This is a genomic window from Leptolyngbya boryana PCC 6306, assembly GCF_000353285.1.
Classification (GTDB): Bacteria; Cyanobacteriota; Cyanobacteriia; order Leptolyngbyales; family Leptolyngbyaceae; genus Leptolyngbya; species Leptolyngbya boryana.
This window is the reverse complement of the sequence record NZ_KB731324.1, coordinates 2,902,317-2,917,968: the sequence shown is the minus strand read 5'-3', so window position 1 is coordinate 2,917,968 and position 15,652 is coordinate 2,902,317. Positions and strand designations below refer to the sequence as shown.

14 protein-coding genes are annotated in these 15,652 nt (G+C 46.0%); 5 read left to right on the top strand and 9 right to left on the bottom strand.

The window, feature by feature from the left end; translation table 11 throughout:
* Nucleotides 1-207 precede the first annotated feature (207 nt).
* From argS to LEPBO_RS0114630, 3 genes are all read left to right on the top strand, one after another.
* Nucleotides 208-1,974 (top strand): arginine--tRNA ligase, encoded by a 1,767-nt coding sequence (argS, locus tag LEPBO_RS0114640; RefSeq protein WP_017288333.1) that lies wholly within the window; start codon nt 208-210, stop codon nt 1,972-1,974.
* 65 nt (nt 1,975-2,039) lie between these two features.
* Nucleotides 2,040-2,540: a GNAT family N-acetyltransferase gene (locus LEPBO_RS0114635; RefSeq protein ID WP_017288332.1), complete on the top strand. Its 501-nt coding sequence runs from the start codon at nt 2,040-2,042 to the stop codon at nt 2,538-2,540.
* Nucleotides 2,541-2,560: 20 nt separating this feature from the next.
* Nucleotides 2,561-2,980: a sulfite exporter TauE/SafE family protein gene (locus LEPBO_RS0114630; protein ID WP_197693263.1), complete on the top strand. Its 420-nt coding sequence runs from the start codon at nt 2,561-2,563 to the stop codon at nt 2,978-2,980.
* On the opposite strand, the gene def is transcribed toward LEPBO_RS0114630, so the two are convergent.
* From def to LEPBO_RS0114615, 3 genes are all read right to left on the bottom strand, one after another.
* Nucleotides 2,969-3,496 (bottom strand): peptide deformylase, encoded by a 528-nt coding sequence (gene def / locus LEPBO_RS0114625; RefSeq protein ID WP_017288330.1) that lies wholly within the window; start codon nt 3,494-3,496, stop codon nt 2,969-2,971. The two genes, LEPBO_RS0114630 and def, sit on opposite strands and share 12 nt — an antisense overlap.
* Before the next feature lie 322 nt (nt 3,497-3,818).
* Nucleotides 3,819-5,636 carry an ABC transporter ATP-binding protein gene (locus LEPBO_RS0114620; protein WP_017288329.1) on the bottom strand — a complete coding sequence of 606 codons (1,818 nt, stop codon included), beginning with the start codon at nt 5,634-5,636 and terminating at the stop codon, nt 3,819-3,821.
* Between the two features lie 111 nt (nt 5,637-5,747).
* Nucleotides 5,748-7,361, bottom strand: coding sequence for a hypothetical protein (locus LEPBO_RS0114615; RefSeq protein WP_017288328.1), 1,614 nt, complete (start codon nt 7,359-7,361; stop codon nt 5,748-5,750).
* 237 nt (nt 7,362-7,598) lie between these two features.
* Between LEPBO_RS0114615 and LEPBO_RS0114610 the strand changes: the two genes are divergently transcribed.
* On the top strand, nt 7,599-8,567 hold the full coding sequence (locus LEPBO_RS0114610; RefSeq protein ID WP_017288327.1) for an aminotransferase class IV: 969 nt from the start codon (nt 7,599-7,601) through the stop codon (nt 8,565-8,567).
* Between the two features lie 223 nt (nt 8,568-8,790).
* Nucleotides 8,791-10,428 carry a DNA mismatch repair endonuclease MutL gene (mutL, locus tag LEPBO_RS0114605; protein ID WP_017288326.1) on the top strand — a complete coding sequence of 546 codons (1,638 nt, stop codon included), beginning with the start codon at nt 8,791-8,793 and terminating at the stop codon, nt 10,426-10,428.
* Between the two features lie 45 nt (nt 10,429-10,473).
* Here mutL and LEPBO_RS0114600 read toward each other — a convergent pair whose 3' ends face one another.
* The 6 genes from LEPBO_RS0114600 to LEPBO_RS0114575 all read right to left on the bottom strand — a co-directional run bounded on the left by LEPBO_RS0114600 (nt 10,474) and on the right by LEPBO_RS0114575 (nt 15,609).
* Nucleotides 10,474-10,761, bottom strand: a complete 288-nt coding sequence (locus LEPBO_RS0114600) for an MSMEG_0570 family nitrogen starvation response protein (RefSeq protein ID WP_017288325.1) — start codon at nt 10,759-10,761, stop codon at nt 10,474-10,476.
* A complete protein-coding gene (locus tag LEPBO_RS0114595) occupies nt 10,754-11,854 on the bottom strand; it encodes an MSMEG_0565 family glycosyltransferase (protein ID WP_017288324.1) in 1,101 nt (366 codons plus the stop codon). The genes LEPBO_RS0114600 and LEPBO_RS0114595 overlap by 8 nt, the downstream gene beginning before the upstream one ends.
* Nucleotides 11,851-12,804 carry a sll0787 family AIR synthase-like protein gene (locus tag LEPBO_RS0114590; protein ID WP_017288323.1) on the bottom strand — a complete coding sequence of 318 codons (954 nt, stop codon included), beginning with the start codon at nt 12,802-12,804 and terminating at the stop codon, nt 11,851-11,853. Before LEPBO_RS0114590 ends, LEPBO_RS0114595 begins: the two co-directional genes overlap by 4 nt.
* Nucleotides 12,804-13,289 (bottom strand): MSMEG_0567/Sll0786 family nitrogen starvation N-acetyltransferase, encoded by a 486-nt coding sequence (locus LEPBO_RS0114585; RefSeq protein WP_017288322.1) that lies wholly within the window; start codon nt 13,287-13,289, stop codon nt 12,804-12,806. The genes LEPBO_RS0114590 and LEPBO_RS0114585 overlap by 1 nt, the downstream gene beginning before the upstream one ends.
* Nucleotides 13,290-13,559: 270 nt before the next feature.
* Nucleotides 13,560-14,636: an MSMEG_0568 family radical SAM protein gene (locus LEPBO_RS0114580; RefSeq protein ID WP_017288321.1), complete on the bottom strand. Its 1,077-nt coding sequence runs from the start codon at nt 14,634-14,636 to the stop codon at nt 13,560-13,562.
* Nucleotides 14,629-15,609: a Nit6803 family nitrilase gene (locus LEPBO_RS0114575; protein ID WP_017288320.1), complete on the bottom strand. Its 981-nt coding sequence runs from the start codon at nt 15,607-15,609 to the stop codon at nt 14,629-14,631. Before LEPBO_RS0114575 ends, LEPBO_RS0114580 begins: the two co-directional genes overlap by 8 nt.
* Between the last annotated feature and the right edge of the window lie 43 nt (nt 15,610-15,652).

Genomic DNA, 15,652 nt, shown 5'->3' with positions numbered 1-15,652 from the left:
TTACAGAACCAAGAAATATTCAGAGGTCGAAAAAGCCGATTCCTGAGGATCATTTTGAAAGTATTCCATCTTCTGTCTACAGATATATTTTTTAGATGATTTCTCTCGATTTTCACTTAGAGCATTTTCTTGAAGATTCATCGCTTTTAAATGAGTAGAGTCTGTATCCTAGGATAGGTTTGCGCTATTTTCGGACTAGGAATTTATATGAATGCGACGATCGCTGAATTAAAAAATCGCTTGGAAGCCGCGTTGGTATCAGCGTTTGGAGCTGATTTGGCTGGGACTGATCCGATGCTGGTTCCGACGAGTAATCCAAAGTTTGGGGATTATCAAGCGAATGTGGCGATGTCATTGGCAAAGCGCTTAGGGAAAGCGCCGAGAGCGATCGCGCAAGAAATTTCTCAGCAGTTGCAGATTGATGACCTTTGTGAACCGCCTGAGATTGCAGGTCCGGGATTCATCAACTTGACGCTGAAACCTGCTTACCTTCAAACGCAATTAACGGCAATGGCAGGGGATTCACGCTTGGGCATTGCTGCGGTGAAAGAGCCGAAAAAAGTTGTTGTCGATTTTTCGAGTCCGAATATTGCGAAAGAGATGCACGTCGGACATTTACGCTCGACGATTATTGGAGATTCGATCGCACGAATTTTAGAATTTCAAGGTCATGATGTCTTGCGGCTCAATCATGTGGGCGATTGGGGAACACAATTTGGCATGTTGATCACTTATTTAAGAGAGGTTGCGCCGGAAGCTTTGACCACGGCGGATGCTTTAGATTTAGGTGATTTGGTTGCGTTTTACAAGAAAGCAAAACAGCGATTTGATGAAGATTCTGAGTTTCAAGAGCGATCGCGTCAAGAAGTGGTGAGATTACAATCCGGTGCAGAAGATACGTTGAGAGCTTGGAGATTGTTGTGTGATCAGTCTCGTCGAGAGTTTCAAGTCATCTATGATTTGCTGGATATTCAACTGACTGAGCGGGGAGAGTCTTTTTACAATTCGCGGTTAGGGCAGGTTGTCGAAGATTTAGATCAGTTGGGTTTGCTGGTTGAAGATCAAGGTGCAAAGTGTGTGTTCCTAGAAGGGTTTACGAATCGTGAAGGCAATCCATTACCTCTGATTATTCAAAAGTCAGATGGGGGTTATAACTATGCAACAACGGATTTAGCAGCTATTCGATATCGAGTGCAGCAGGATCAGAGCGATCGCTTAATTTACGTGACAGATGCAGGTCAAGCGAATCATTTTGCTCAAGTTTTTCAGGTCGCACGTCGAGCGGGTTGGATTCCTGAATCCGTTGAGATTGTGCATGTTCCATTTGGATTAGTCCAAGGCGAAGATGGCAAGAAACTGAAAACGCGATCGGGTGATACAGTTCGGTTGAGAGATTTACTGGATGAGGCAGTTGAACGAGCGCGTGCTGATATCGAAGCTCGGCTTGTGGCTGAAGAACGCCAAGAATCTGAGAACTTTATTGATCAAGTTGCTAAAACTGTGGGGCTGAGTGCGGTCAAGTATGCTGACTTGAGCCAAAATCGCACGAGTAACTATATCTTCAGTTACGACAAGATGCTGGATCTCAAGGGCAATACTGCACCGTATATGTTGTATGCCTATGCTCGAATTCAAGGCATTAGCCGGAAAGGGGACATTGATTTCACTCAACTTGGTTCTGATGTACAAATGGTGCTAGAGCATGAAACTGAATTAGCTCTCGCTAAGCATTTACTTCAGTTTAGTACTGCTTTATCCGAAGTCGAGCAAGATCTATTTCCGAATCGATTGTGTGATTATCTGTTCCAACTGAGTCAGAAGTTTAATGTGTTCTACGATCGCGAACAAGGGGTTCCAGTTCTGAATGCACCAGAACCCGCACGGACTTCTCGATTGGTGCTTTGTGATTTGACAGCGAGAACGTTGAAGCTTGGGTTATCGCTGTTAGGAATTCAAGTTTTAGAGCGAATGTAACAATACAGATCAGCTATCGACGATAGCTGATCTTCGGTTCATTTAAGGGCAATACAGTTTTTGTGATGCTAATTCGTCGCGCGATCAAGTCCGATTTTCACTCGATTTGGAACATCTTCAAAGTAGTTATTGAGCCAGGAGATACATACGTTTTTGACTCAAATACAAGTCGTGACGATGCGTTTTTATACTGGTTTGGAGCAGGAGTCCTCTCTTACGTTGCAGAAGAAGAGGGTCAAATTATCGGAATGTACAAGCTCGTTGCAAATCAACGCGATCGCGGTTCTCATGTTGCAAATGCTAGCTTCATGGTCGATCCAACTTGTCATGGTCGAGGAATTGGTCGAGCCATGGGATTACATTGTCTGCAAGAAGCTAAGAATTTGGGCTACTTGGCGATACAGTTCAATTTTGTGGTGAGTACGAATCACGCCGCGATCGCACTTTGGCAAAAGCTCGGATTCTCGATCGTTGGAACACTCCCAAAAGCCTTCAATCACAAAACACTTGGATATGTTGATGCTTATGTGATGTATCGCCTTTTGGATGGTGAATGTAAGCCGTAAGACAGATTTGAACAAATCAGATGAGCGTATCCTGTACTATCCAGACAGGTTATCGAGGACTTCAGATTATGTCGATCGTATGGGTTCAGCTTTTGCTGATTGGCTTAGCTGCGGGAGTTGCTGGCGGAATGTTCGGAATCGGAGGCGGGGCAATTATGGTTCCGGCGATGGTTCTACTGATGGGAATGGAGCAGAAATTCGCAACCGGGACATCCGTTGCTGCACAAATTTTACCGATCGGGATTCTAGCGGCTTATGTCTATTACCAAAAGGGCAACGTTAATATTAAATATTCAATTTTGATTGCAGTTGGCTTAGTCATTGGCAATTACTTTGGGGCTTTGTTTGCCAATCAGCCTTTTATTAGTGGAGAAACCATGAAAAAGTTGTACGGAGTGTTTCTCCTCGCGATCGGATTTCGGTATCTCTTATTTCGTTAAGAGCTTCTGATATTCTTTCTCCGTGATCAGATCTGCCGTGCTTTCAACGCGATCGACAAACACAGTCCCATTAAAGTGATCGAATTCATGTTGAAAAATCCGGGCAACGAAATCGGTCATCTCCATTTTTTGAGTCTTGCCAAAGCGATCGAGAAATTCGATCTCGATCGCTTGATATCTCGGAACATTGCCTCGAATCCCTGGAACACTCAAACATCCTTCCCACCCTTTCACCATCTCAGTCGAATGTGAGAGAATGCGCGGGTTAATGATTGGGGTCGGCTCCATCGATGGCGCAGTCGGATATCGCAAATTTGGGCGCGAGGCGATGATCATGAGTTGATAAGACTCCGCAACTTGAGGCGCAGCAATGCCAACCCCATTTGCATGTTTAACCGTGACGAGTAAGTTATCAATGAGCGTTTGAATGCGATCGTCTTGAATATTGTCGATGTCTTGGGCTTTCTGCCTCAGGATCGGATGACCCAATTCAATAATATCTAAGAGTTCAGCCATAGAAAATTCCTTCCTAAAACCAGCTTTCAAGTTCAAAGTTCCTCTCGCTTCGTTGCTCACCCGCCCGGAATGAATTCGGGGCTAACGCTGCGAAGTCCAATAAACTGGACTGACAAGCCAATCGTAACGTCTTCTTCAGTGGGTTTCAACCCACTTCGCACAGTTAGACCCGTATTTTCAATGCGGGGCGAGACGCAAACGCAGCAACTATCTTCAAGTTAATTGCGCCTATCCACATTAATCAAGAACACAGATTACAGAATCTTCAATGTCCTGAAATAGTAATGAGGGCGAGATTCTTGCCCTCATTCAATCTATGCTACTAAGCTAGCAATTCACCCGTCTCCTGAAGTGAGTGCAAACGTTGATACAATCCGCCTTGCTGAAGCAGTTCATCATGGCTACCGACCTCGACAATATTGCCTTGGTCTAGCACCACAATTTTGTCTGCTTCACGCACCGTACTCAGTCGGTGAGCAATAATAATCAACGTTCTCGTACCGAGAATCGATCGCATGGCTAGCTGAATCGAGCGCTCAGATTCATAGTCCAAACTCGATGTTGCTTCGTCAAAGATCAGCACATCTGGATCAACAATCAGCGCCCGTGCAATCCCAATGCGCTGTCGTTGTCCTCCTGAGAGTCGAACGCCTCGTTCTCCCACGATCGTAGAATATCCCGCAGGCATCTGTTTGATAAAGTCCTCAGCCTGAGCAATTCTACAGGCTTCGCGGACTTGCTCGATCGTGGCATTGGGATTGCCATACATTAGGTTATCGAGCAACGTGCCATTGAAAATATCGACTTCTTGGTGAACGATCGCTAATCGTTTCCGGTAACCGCTCACATCTAACCGTCGGATATCTTGACCATCAATCAGAATCTTGCCCTGATTCGGTTCAAAGTAACGGAACAAGAGTTTTACTAGCGTTGATTTCCCTGAACCTGATCGACCGACTAATGCCACCGTCTGATACGGTTCAATGAGTAGATTGATATCTTTGAGTACAGGGCGATCGGCACTGTACCCGAACTTCAGATGAGAGAATTCAACTTTTCCAGTAAATTGATACTGCGGAACGGCTTCTGGAGTCTCAGCAAGACTACTCGCATCCACACCGACCGGGAGCTTCATAAACTCATGGAAGCGAATCATGGAGCCATATCGACGAGCAAAGAACTCAGCAAATTGGCTAATCGGTTCAACCTCAGCATACGCCATACTCGCGACTGTAAAGGTCGTAATGAAATGACCGAGCGAGATTGTACCTTGAGCCGTTGCAAATACAGTCAGTGCAAAGACCAAGAAAACACAGGATTGTACGATCGTGCGTTCATAGGTTCCAAGAATCACATACCCTTTGTGAATCCGGTAATCGAGGACTTTGAATTCTCGATCGAGTCTTTGTTGCTGCCGTTTGAGTTCTGATGTTTCAGTCGCAAACGCTTTAACGGTCTTAATGTTGGTAATAATCTCAGAAGTCCGGCTTTCGGTATCTTCCATATATTTATCTAAGCGTTCTTCTTGTTGGGATAATCGCTTTAATCCCGATAAGTTAAACGCTAAGATGCCGATGAAAGAGACTAATAAGAGAAGCGCAATTCGCCACTCAATAAACCAGATAACTGCGAAAATCCCAATGACTCGGAAAAACTTCGGTAATAGATGAGATGTGAGATCAGGAAAAGTCCAGGTGTGGTTTGATAAACCTTTAGCAACACGAGCCGCAATTCTACCCGCATTATTTTCGTCGTAAAATTCTAACGGCAACGTCAATACTTTTCTCAACGCTGCTTCAGCATTATCTCGGCGTGCTCGAAATGCTGTATCCCAGGCAAACCAAGGTCCTAACCAAGGTTGAATCGGGGCACGTCCAACCGAAATTAGCCCGACCAAAATTAACAGCGAGGTCAGTGTAAACGTTTGCGTCATCTCGAAATTGCCAAGTTGAGCGATCGCAGTTACGCCACCTTGTACAACTCGATCTAACGGTTGTCCAGATAACACGTTCAAAATTTGCCCGATCGCATACGGCACAGATAAGTCAATAATCTCGAACAAACTCATCATCGCAATACTAAAAAGCGAAATCTTCCAGTAGTTGCGAAAATATTTGAGAATGTCTAAAAATTTAGCCATACATCCTCCGGCGATGGTCGATCGTCCCTAATCGAAATTTGGCTGAAATGATGAACCTTTCAGCCTGTAAGATCGACTAGCATACTACATATAATACAGATATTACAAGAGCTATTTTTGTGCGAGTACGCAAACGGCATCGACAACCGTTGTGCCTGAAATAGTAGTTATCGCACATCTGGGTATGAATCGATAGAGCGCCGGAACCTTTCCAGAGGTTAGAACTGCGATCGCTTGTTTCTTCTCTTGCTGAAATACGTTAAACCAACGATAGCTATCCAAATAGCCTGGCGTGAATGCATTTGCATCAATTAACCAATGCGTGACTTGATACTGCCGAATCATTTTTTTTGCAGGCTCTAATGATTCACTATACTGTGCATTGATCAGATCGACTGCTTTCTGCCGCATCGGTAAATAATAGCCTAGATGAAACGGCACAGCATATTCTTGAGCAACTAAAGTCGATCGCTGAGACAGTAAAGGTAGATTATTCGCATCTTCGCCAAGATAAGCGGTTAATGTCGTCTTTGGCAGTACTTTCAAGAATTCATACAGTTCTGGATTTTTACCACCTGCATACCCGGTATACGGAAAATCTTTCCAAGCAAAATGCGGAAATACAACAATTCCGATGACGAGCATTGCACAGAGCCAGCGCTGTGGTTTTAACTTTTCAAGTGCGATCGCAATGACAATTCCCGCACTGACTGCCATTGCAATCCGCCAACTATGAGTGATGTATCGGCTAGGAAAGTGTAATTTCACAAACAAAGCATGAGCGAGAAAAAAGCCAACAATTCCGGCTCCAGCTAATTGTGGCAATACAACCCATTCAGGCTTTAACTGTTCAGGCATCCGAAACTTAGCAAGCCCTGGTAACAACAATCCCAAGCCAATCACAGCCGGATTGAATGAAACTTGAAACCCGCTATCTGTTCCCTCAAACCAAAACCGCATTGGATTGGGAAAGAAAAATGGCAAGCGCCCCCCTGGCTGAAATTCTGGCATCAATCGGGCTTGAGCCGCATTCACCGTTGGCGCAAACTCCGATTGACTGAAGACATAAGGCAGTAACATGGCGATCGTAATTCCCAAAATGATCCATTCTGCTCGTTGAATCGATCGGCGCTTTAGTCCCCAAAGTCCTCGCAATCCCAACCAGATGCAAATCAGCACAGCAGCTAACGGGCACAGTAACCCCATCGCAATCACAACTAGCGCGATCGCAATCCAAGCCCGTTTTACAAAATAGTAAAGGAATGCAGCTAACAACAATGCCCAAAATGCTCGCGGAGACCCTGAAGCCAGATCATCCCGCTGCCAGCAACTTTGCAGCAGAATGACGCTGCTCAGAAATCCAGCCATTGGCACAGGAAACAAGACCAAAGTCAAGCGATAGCCATACCAGCCTAGAAGCAGTGTGACCAGTATAGGTAGAATTTTGCTGAATACGATCGGCGTAATTCCAAGCTGTGATGCCAGCCAATACAGCGTCCCCAACCCCCAAGGGGTAACCGAATGAAAATATTGCGCCATTGGATCATTGAGAAACAGCGACGGATCGAGAAATCGCTGCATCCAGATCAAATACACTCGCGCATCATCCTGAATTACGGTTGCGTCTGAGAACGCATCTTTCAGTGCCAACCCGGCGTAGACCGTTGCGATCGCCAGAGTCAGAATTAACCAGACCGAAATTTTGGGAATTGAACGAGTATTCATCTCACACAATGGTATGGATTGCCTAATCACAATACTGGTTCTTGGCGACCCCGTTTGATCGAAGACATTCACGCGCAAAATTTAAACATCGCGCAGGGATACAAGGATTCAATGAAGATATCCGTAGAATTGCTAGACAGAAGACCAATAATTGACGATAAGAGTGAGTGGAGACTCTGAATCCTTAATTACTTTTTGACCTCCACTTTATCCTATTCACTTTCACATCTAAAGCTCATGGTTTCACCCCCTCCTTCTGTTACTCAACTGCAAAAACCGAAATATGTTTACTTTGGCGGCAAGATTTGCCTTTGGGAAGAAGCCAATTTTCATATTTCGAGTGAAGCTATACTTCGAGGACTTAACGTTTTTGAAGGTCTCAAAGGATACTGGCAACCGGACGGAAGTTTCGGTATTGTGGCAATGCGAAGACACTACGATCGCTTAATTCGCTCTGCCAAGGTGCTCTATATCCCTTTCGAGATGAGTTACGAGGAATTCGAGCAGGCGCATCATGATTTGGTCAAACTGCTGTGGCGACCCGATCGCAATATGTGGGTCAGAGCCACTCTATACGGCGATGAAGGCTTCTGGGGCGAAGGCAGTACCAGCAATCTCGTTCTCACCGCATATCAAACTCCCATGACTCGCCCTGCTCCTATGAATTTGGGGGTTACGCCTTGGAAGCGCGGGTCAGATTTAGCGCTGCCTGCACGCGTGAAAACCAGCACAAATTATCAGATCGCTCGCTTTGTCAAAATCGAAGGACGCGATCGCGGATATTCCGACATGATTATCCTCAACGAATCAGGACGAGTCGCTGAAACCCTACAAACTTGTGTTCTGGTCGTGCGAGATGGCAAAGTTTTCACACCTCCAGCGTGGGAAGGTGCGCTAGAGAGCATCACTGTTGATATCATTGAAAGCCTATGTCAATCGATGGGCATCCCGTTTGAGCGTCGCCCAATCGAGCGTACCGAGTTGATCATCGCTGATGAAGTCGGAATCGTTGGAACCTTGAGCGAGGTTACACCTGTGAAATCGGTTGAGAAAACCGTGTATGGGGATTCTCCGATTATCAATGCGATCGCGGAACGGTATCACAATGCTGTGACTGGACTTGATCCGCATCCGGCTGTTGATTTCTCTCTGATTCCGGCTCCTAGTAAGGTTGCATCAGCTCCCGAGCTAACTACAGTTGGCTAATTGATCAAACAAAATCCAACCCTTGCCATTGCTGAAGAGATTCCAGCAATGGCTTTTTTCTTTTCTAGACACCATTTTTTCACAGCGCATCAGAAGAGAGTTGTTTGCTTTGCCTGAGCGAATCCATCCATCAGACCGGATCTGAAGGCGAATGAGATAGAACTTCGGGCGATTGTGATTTTCATTCCTCCAATCCCCTTTTTGATTTCTGTAAACTGAAGGAATGGGACAGCAGATTCAACCGCTACCGATCGACGTAATTCACCTCATCGCCGCTGGAGAAGTGATCGACTCTCTTGCCGCAGTTGTTCGTGAACTCGTGGAAAATGCTATTGATGCTGGAGCGACTCGCATTACTGTTTCCATTTGGGCAGACCAGTGGCGAGTACGAGTTGCAGACAATGGGGCAGGCATGACTTTGGAGAACTTGCGCCAAGCTGCACAGCCGCATAGCACCAGTAAAATTCGCGATCGCGCCGATCTCTGGCAAATTCATAGTCTAGGATTTCGAGGCGAAGCATTGCACAGTCTGGCGCAACTCTCTAGTTTAGAAATCCTCAGCCGCAGTGCTTCAGAACCGGGATGGCGCGTGGCTTATAGTTCTGAGGGAGAAGCGAATCAAATCGAATCGGTTGCGATCGCACCCGGAACGATTGTCATAGTCGATCGCTTATTTGAAATCTGGGAAGCGCGACGGGAAGGACTACCTTCTACTTCACAGCAATTAAAAGCAATTCAACAAACGATTTATCAAATTGCGTTAGCTCATCCGCGCATCACCTGGCAGGTTTATCAAAACGATCGCGTATGGTTTAATCTCTGGGGCGGTCACTCTGCGAAAGATCTTCTTCCACAATTGTTGAAAGATGTGCGAATCGAGGATTTAACGGAACTGCAATCGCCTGGAATTTCTGTCGTCTTAGGATTGCCCGATCGCGCGCATCGACATCGTCCAGATTGGGTGAGAGTTGCTGTGAATGGGCGATTTGTAAAATTTTCAGACCTAGAGCAAACGATTTTAGGCGCATTTCGGCGAACGTTACCTCGCGATCGACATCCGATTTGCTTAGTGCATCTGCAACTTGATCCTGAACATATCGATTGGAATCGCCACCCTGCCAAAGCTGAAGTGTACTTACATCACTTGGATGAGTGGAAAGAGCGGGTGAAAGGTACGATCGCTCAAGCGCTTCGCATTCATCCTGATACGGTTCCTGATAGTCTTTATACGGCTCAAGCAAGCCAACTGATCAAAGCAGCGGAAGCTGAGGCTGGCTATCATGTGTCGCGTGAAATCCAGCCTGAACCTGCTCCGTTTTCTCCATTAAAAGCTCTGACTCAAGTTCACAATCGATATATTTTGGCAGAACATGCTTCAGGCATGTGGTTGATCGAACAGCATATTGCTCATGAGCGAGTGTTGTTTGAAGAAATTAGCGATCGCTGGCAACTCATTCCACTCGACCCTGCCATTGTTCTGAATCAGCTTTCTAGCTCTCAAATCGAACAGCTTGAGCGGATTGGGATTGAAGTTGATCCGTTTGGAGAGCAATTGTGGGCAGTCCGATCGGCTCCTGAGTTACTCGCTCAACGCGAGGATTGTGCCGATGCATTGATTGAATTGAGTTTGGGAGGAGATTTGCAGGCGGCACAGGTGGCAGTTGCTTGCCGAAGTGCGATTCGGAATGGAGTGCCATTGTCGCTTGAGGAAATGCAGAGTTTAATCGATCGCTGGCAGCGCACTCGAAATCCACGGACTTGCCCACATGGTCGTCCGATTTATCTATCGTTGGAAGAGTCGAGTTTGGCGCGATTTTTCCGCCGCAGTTGGGTGATTGGCAAAAGTCATGGACTTGAGTAATTGTCCAACTTGCTCAAATCCAATGCTTCTGAATGCATTAACTGGCTATTCAATAAATCCAATCACACGGACTTTTGCATTAGGAATCTGAGCATACTGTTTTGATTTTTCCTCAATTTCTTGCAGTTGCCCAAGCGCAAGCCCACAGGGTCTTCCGTATTTTGCTTTGACGCGATCGCTGGCAATATTCAAGGCAGTGCGCGATCGCTCAACAAAATCGTCTAGCGCGTAATCTGTGTTGGGACTAAAGTACTCTTTAACAATCAGCGAGGGAGAATAGCAAGAATCTTGTGTTCCGTCAGACCAACGGATTTGAAACCGGATTTCAGGCATAAAGTAAAGTTTGGTAGTGGTGAATATGTTGCTGAGCGGAAATTTCCCAAGTGTATTGGGAGAGAACCGATTGGCTCTGAGCGACTAGAGAATCGGCAGAATCAAACACGGAACACATTGCTGAGACAATCGCATCAACTGAGTAAGGATCAACGAGTAGCGCTTGCGTTTCGTTGAGAAATTCAGTAAACGGCGGCTGTTTGGAAGTAATTACAGGAATTTTACTAGCGATCGCTTCTAAAATGACTAAGCCCCAACCTTCTTTTACAGATGGAAATACAAAGACATCGGCACTTTGGTAAAGCTTGGGTAGGTCAGCATCAGCAACTACGCCAAGTAGTACCAGTGAGTCTTTTAGATTGAGAGATTCGGCGATCGCAAAGAATTCATCTCGATACTCTTGATAGTCAAATAAAGTCGCTCCCCCTGCAATCACCAATTGCGCTTGAGGAAATCGAGTCAGAACTTTCTGAAACGCTTGCAAGAGACAGATAGAGTTTTTTCGGGGTTCAATGCCGCCGACGGTCAGATAGATGGGATGACCTGAAAAATCAAAGAAATGATCTTGAGCCGAAAATCGTTTGAGGTTTACGCCATTGATCACACGTGGAGCATTGATTTGATAGTGTTCTTGAAGTTCAGACTTCCAGCGATCGCTGACACAAAAGCACAGAGAAGCTTCTCGAATCGATCGATCCTGACAGTGTTGCAAATAAATACTTTGATAGTCTTCAATATGATGCACTGTGCGAACAAAATGCGGGATATATCCTTGTTCTCGCAAAATTGCTAGCGCATTTGCACTCAAACAATCTTGAGCATGGTAGCAGTCAAACTGCTGCGGAAACTGATTGAAGTAATTGACAAATTCTTGAATCCGTTGAGCAATCAGTTGGTCAATTTCCGATGGAGCAGGATGGGCTGGAATCAATTGCACCTGGCAAGAGAGCGGATAATCAAATCCCTTGCCATCTTTATCCAGCGCAAACACACAAACAGAATGTCCTAAATCATGCAAAGCTTCTGCAAGCTCTAAGGTATGAATGACACTTCCTCGCGGTTTGGTTGAGTAAGTCAGGAGTGCGATTTTCATGGTGCAAACCCTGTCAGTCCCTGCTTAGAGAGATCCCAGAATTCGATCGATTCACCATACGATCGTAGAATCAACTGCGGATTCGCCTGAATCTCTCCAACAACTTCACAGACTAAATCCTGTTCTCGAAATAAAGCTTGCACCTGCTGAACGAGAGGAGGCGCAATACTCAATAAAAAGCCATAGCTTGGAAAATGCACTAACCACTCGTGCAATGCAAGCTCATTCGGGCAGGGAACTTGTTCAAGATTGAGAATCGCTCCACAGTTAGAAGTCTCTAACAACATAATCAGCGTTCCAATAATGCCGCCCATACTGATATCTTTGCCTGCCTTGCAAAGCCCAGTTTCAGCTAGTTTTGGCAAAATCGACAAGTTCTTTCGCAGTTGAGTTGGATCGGCATTAGTTGCAGCATTCCAGAAGGGATAGTTGGGATAAGGTTGACCTCGAAGATCAGTAGCAACTAATAATAAATCTCCAGGTTGAGCATCAAAGCTAGTAATCACACGATTTGCGCGTCCCAGAATTGCGACAGATAATGCTGTATAAGAACTATGGCAGTTTGTGTGTCCGCCAACAATGGGGACATTGTAAGCCGCAGATGCAGCTCTCATTCCTTCCCAGATTGCGTCCGTATTCTGCCCAGTTTTGCTCCAAATCGTATCGACAACCGCGATCGGGGTTCCTCCCATGGCATAGATATCACTCACATTCACCATGACTGCCGACCAGCCCGCAAACCAAGGCTCCTGCTCGACAAATTGCGGCAACATTCCCTCAGCCGCAAAGAGAAGATAGCCATCGCGATCGCGAATTGCTGCGCAATCATCCCCTAATCGAATTTTTGCATTGCTCCAGTCAGATTTCAACGCATTCGCCGCAGTTTGAATATCTTGCTTTTGCAGCAACCCCAAAGAGCGATGAAGTTGGTCAGCCAGAGATGACAGCATCAAGATGCCTCCCGAACCTCAAGAATTGGGCGCGGTTCAGTTCCGGGCGGATAGAAATCGAGGTCAGCTTCCATCAAATGGTGAGGTCGATCGCAGATCATCAGTTCTTTTTGCGATCGCCAATGTAATCTTTGAAAGAATCGCACATTTTGAAGCTGCACGGTGGCTAAGAACTGCTGACAGCCCCAAGTGTTGGCAGTTGTGACTGCCTTGTAAATCAAACCTTTGCCAATCTGCCAGCCTTTTCGATAGTCTGGATGCGTGCCTAATCTGCCACCGTACCAGATTCCAGGTTCGATTTCGTAGATTCTCACAACACCGACAACTTGAGACTGATCGACAGCAATAATCGGATAGGAAATTCGATCGAGTTCGTCTACATCATCTTCAAAGAGTTGTTGTTCTTCTGTAAAAATTAATCGACGCAGATCGAAGTAAGCTTGAACCTCTCTCGCTGATTGAGCAAGTTTAAACTGATAGGACATAGGTTAGGATTCAAAATTCGACAGCTAAGACTCAAAATTTGATAGCTAGGAACTTGCGGTTAATAAAGTCCCTAAGCTCCGATTCTGCCTCGCCCTCGATTAAAATCGGGGCTAATAGAGAAAAGTCCACTGAAGGGACTGGAACACTCTCAGGCTGGCTGTTTTAGTCCCTTTAGTGGACTTCGTTTTGTTAGCCCCGATTTTAATCGAGGGCGGAATCGCAACGCAGCGAAAAAATGTTTTCTAGTACACGATTAACAAACTATTCCCCTAAGACTCAAAATTGGATAAAGCAGAGCAAGCTCCACATTTTGCACAGCCTGCTTTCATCTCAGTTGCAGAGAAGTCTGATTGCTGGATCATTGCTCCAACTTGCTGATACAAAGCCAGCATAAAGTCACGATCTGGAGCAGCATGTCCTTCTAAAGGCGTGCCTGTAATCGGAACAAACGGCACAACAAACGGATAAACACCGAGACGAATTAAGCGATCGCACATTTCAATCAAAGTCTCTAAGCTATCACCGAGTCCTGCAAGCAAGTAAGTGCTAACTTGACCCCGGCCAAACACTTTAACAGATGCCTCAAAAGCTTTGTAATAGTAATCTAGTGGGACAGAAGCTTTGCCCGGCATGATTTTTGCTCGCACTTCTGGATCAGCCGCTTCTAAGTGCATTCCTAAGCTATCCACTCCAGCCGTTTTCATCCGATCGAACCAAGCAAAATCATCCGGTGGCTCACATTGAGCTTGAATGGGAAGATTTACTTTTGCTTTGATGGCGGCTGCACATTCTGTCAGGTAAGCTGAACCGCGATCGCTCGTATTTGGTGTTCCGGTCGTCATCACCATGTGTTTCACGTGATCGAGCCGAACTGCCGCTTCTGCAACTTCTGCAAGTTGCGCTGGCGTTTTACGAGCAATAGTTTTCCCTGCCGCTAAAGATTGCCCGATCGCGCAAAACTGACAAGCTGTAGCCGCATCGCTGTATCGCATACAGGTCTGCAAAACTGTGGTTGCAAGGACATCGTGACTATGAAGTAACGCAATCTTCCAGTAAGGAATCCCGTCTTCTGTGGTGAGGTTGTAGAACTTGGGTTGCTTAGGAAAACTAATCGGGGCGATCGCTTCTCCATTTAGTTCTAAAACTTGAGCCGTTTGATTAGTGCTATAGGGAGAACTTGCAGCAGGTGTATTGTAAATCGGAACCATAATGGTTGTTCCTTCGATCGTCACTGCTTTGTGATCTGAAGGCCCTGCTCCACCTTGTCGCCCTGATGCACCGATTTGAGAGTCAATCAGCTTCAATCCATGTGATTGTAAGTCCGTAATGAGTTGTTGCTTATTCATTGAGGTTAGGGATTAAAAACTGTTCTGCTGGCTGCACTTCGAGCGACTCCTTTAGCACCGTTTGAGTATCAAAATTTGCCTGCAACTGAAGGAGATCAGGACGAGCATAATGCCCCACAGAATCCATCATGCGCTTGCGCTTCGTAATCAGCGAGAAATCGAGATCCGCGATCGCAATTCCTTCTCCTTCTAAAATCGGTGGACAAAGATGATTACCTTCGGGACTAATAATTGCGGTATTACAACCACCTGTTAGAACCTTCTGAAGCTTCTCATCGCTCGTAATTTGTGCAACTTGCTCAGGCGAGAGCCAACCTGTCGCATTCACAACAAAGCAGCCTGCTTCTAAAGCATGATGGCGAATGGTAACTTCGATTTGATCCGTAAAAATTTGCCCAACCATTGAGCCTGGAAACTGTGAACAATGAATTTGCTCATGCTGTGCCATCAAGGCATAGCGAGCAAGTGGATTGTAATGCTCCCAACAGGCAAGCACTCCAAGCTTCCCGATCGCAGTGTCGATCGCTTTTAGTCCCGCACCGTCTCCCTGTCCCCAAACCATGCGCTCATGGTAAGTTGGCGTAATTTTGCGGCGTTTCAAAACCAAGGTTCCATTCGCATCAAAAACAAGCTGAGTGTTATAGAGCGATCCGTTGTCTCGCTCGTTCACTCCCACAACGACAACGACACCATACGATCGAGCAGCACGAGCGATCGCATCTGTGACTGGACTGGGAACAATCACAGCTTCTTCGTACAGCCGCATATGTTCTTTGCCCATTAGCACTGGAGGCTGAATGAACGAGAAGTAGGGATAGTACGGAATCAAGGTTTCTGGAAAGACAACGAGCTGCGCGCCTGATTTGGCAGCGGACGCGATCGCGTCTAAAACCTTCTCGGTTGTCCCATCACGGCTAAACAGGACTGGACTAATTTGTACGGCTGCCGCTCGAACAATGTGAGCATCTGTCATTGTGGGAGAGGTAAGTGAAAATTAGACTTGCAATCGGAGATTT

Excerpts from the sequence above, each read along its gene's own strand:
- argS (WP_017288333.1), top strand. The coding sequence starts at position 208 with ATGAATGCGACGATCGCTGAATTAAAAAATCGCTTGGAAGCCGCGTTG.
- LEPBO_RS0114635 (WP_017288332.1), top strand. The coding sequence starts at position 2,040 with ATGCTAATTCGTCGCGCGATCAAGTCCGATTTTCACTCGATTTGGAAC.
- LEPBO_RS0114630 (WP_197693263.1), top strand. The coding sequence starts at position 2,561 with ATGAGCGTATCCTGTACTATCCAGACAGGTTATCGAGGACTTCAGATT.
- def (WP_017288330.1), bottom strand. The coding sequence starts at position 3,496 with ATGGCTGAACTCTTAGATATTATTGAATTGGGTCATCCGATCCTGAGG.
- LEPBO_RS0114620 (WP_017288329.1), bottom strand. The coding sequence starts at position 5,636 with ATGGCTAAATTTTTAGACATTCTCAAATATTTTCGCAACTACTGGAAG.
- LEPBO_RS0114615 (WP_017288328.1), bottom strand. The coding sequence starts at position 7,361 with ATGAATACTCGTTCAATTCCCAAAATTTCGGTCTGGTTAATTCTGACT.
- LEPBO_RS0114610 (WP_017288327.1), top strand. The coding sequence starts at position 7,599 with ATGGTTTCACCCCCTCCTTCTGTTACTCAACTGCAAAAACCGAAATAT.
- mutL (WP_017288326.1), top strand. The coding sequence starts at position 8,791 with ATGGGACAGCAGATTCAACCGCTACCGATCGACGTAATTCACCTCATC.
- LEPBO_RS0114600 (WP_017288325.1), bottom strand. The coding sequence starts at position 10,761 with ATGCCTGAAATCCGGTTTCAAATCCGTTGGTCTGACGGAACACAAGAT.
- LEPBO_RS0114595 (WP_017288324.1), bottom strand. The coding sequence starts at position 11,854 with ATGAAAATCGCACTCCTGACTTACTCAACCAAACCGCGAGGAAGTGTC.
- LEPBO_RS0114590 (WP_017288323.1), bottom strand. The coding sequence starts at position 12,804 with ATGCTGTCATCTCTGGCTGACCAACTTCATCGCTCTTTGGGGTTGCTG.
- LEPBO_RS0114585 (WP_017288322.1), bottom strand. The coding sequence starts at position 13,289 with ATGTCCTATCAGTTTAAACTTGCTCAATCAGCGAGAGAGGTTCAAGCT.
- LEPBO_RS0114580 (WP_017288321.1), bottom strand. The coding sequence starts at position 14,636 with ATGAATAAGCAACAACTCATTACGGACTTACAATCACATGGATTGAAG.
- LEPBO_RS0114575 (WP_017288320.1), bottom strand. The coding sequence starts at position 15,609 with ATGACAGATGCTCACATTGTTCGAGCGGCAGCCGTACAAATTAGTCCA.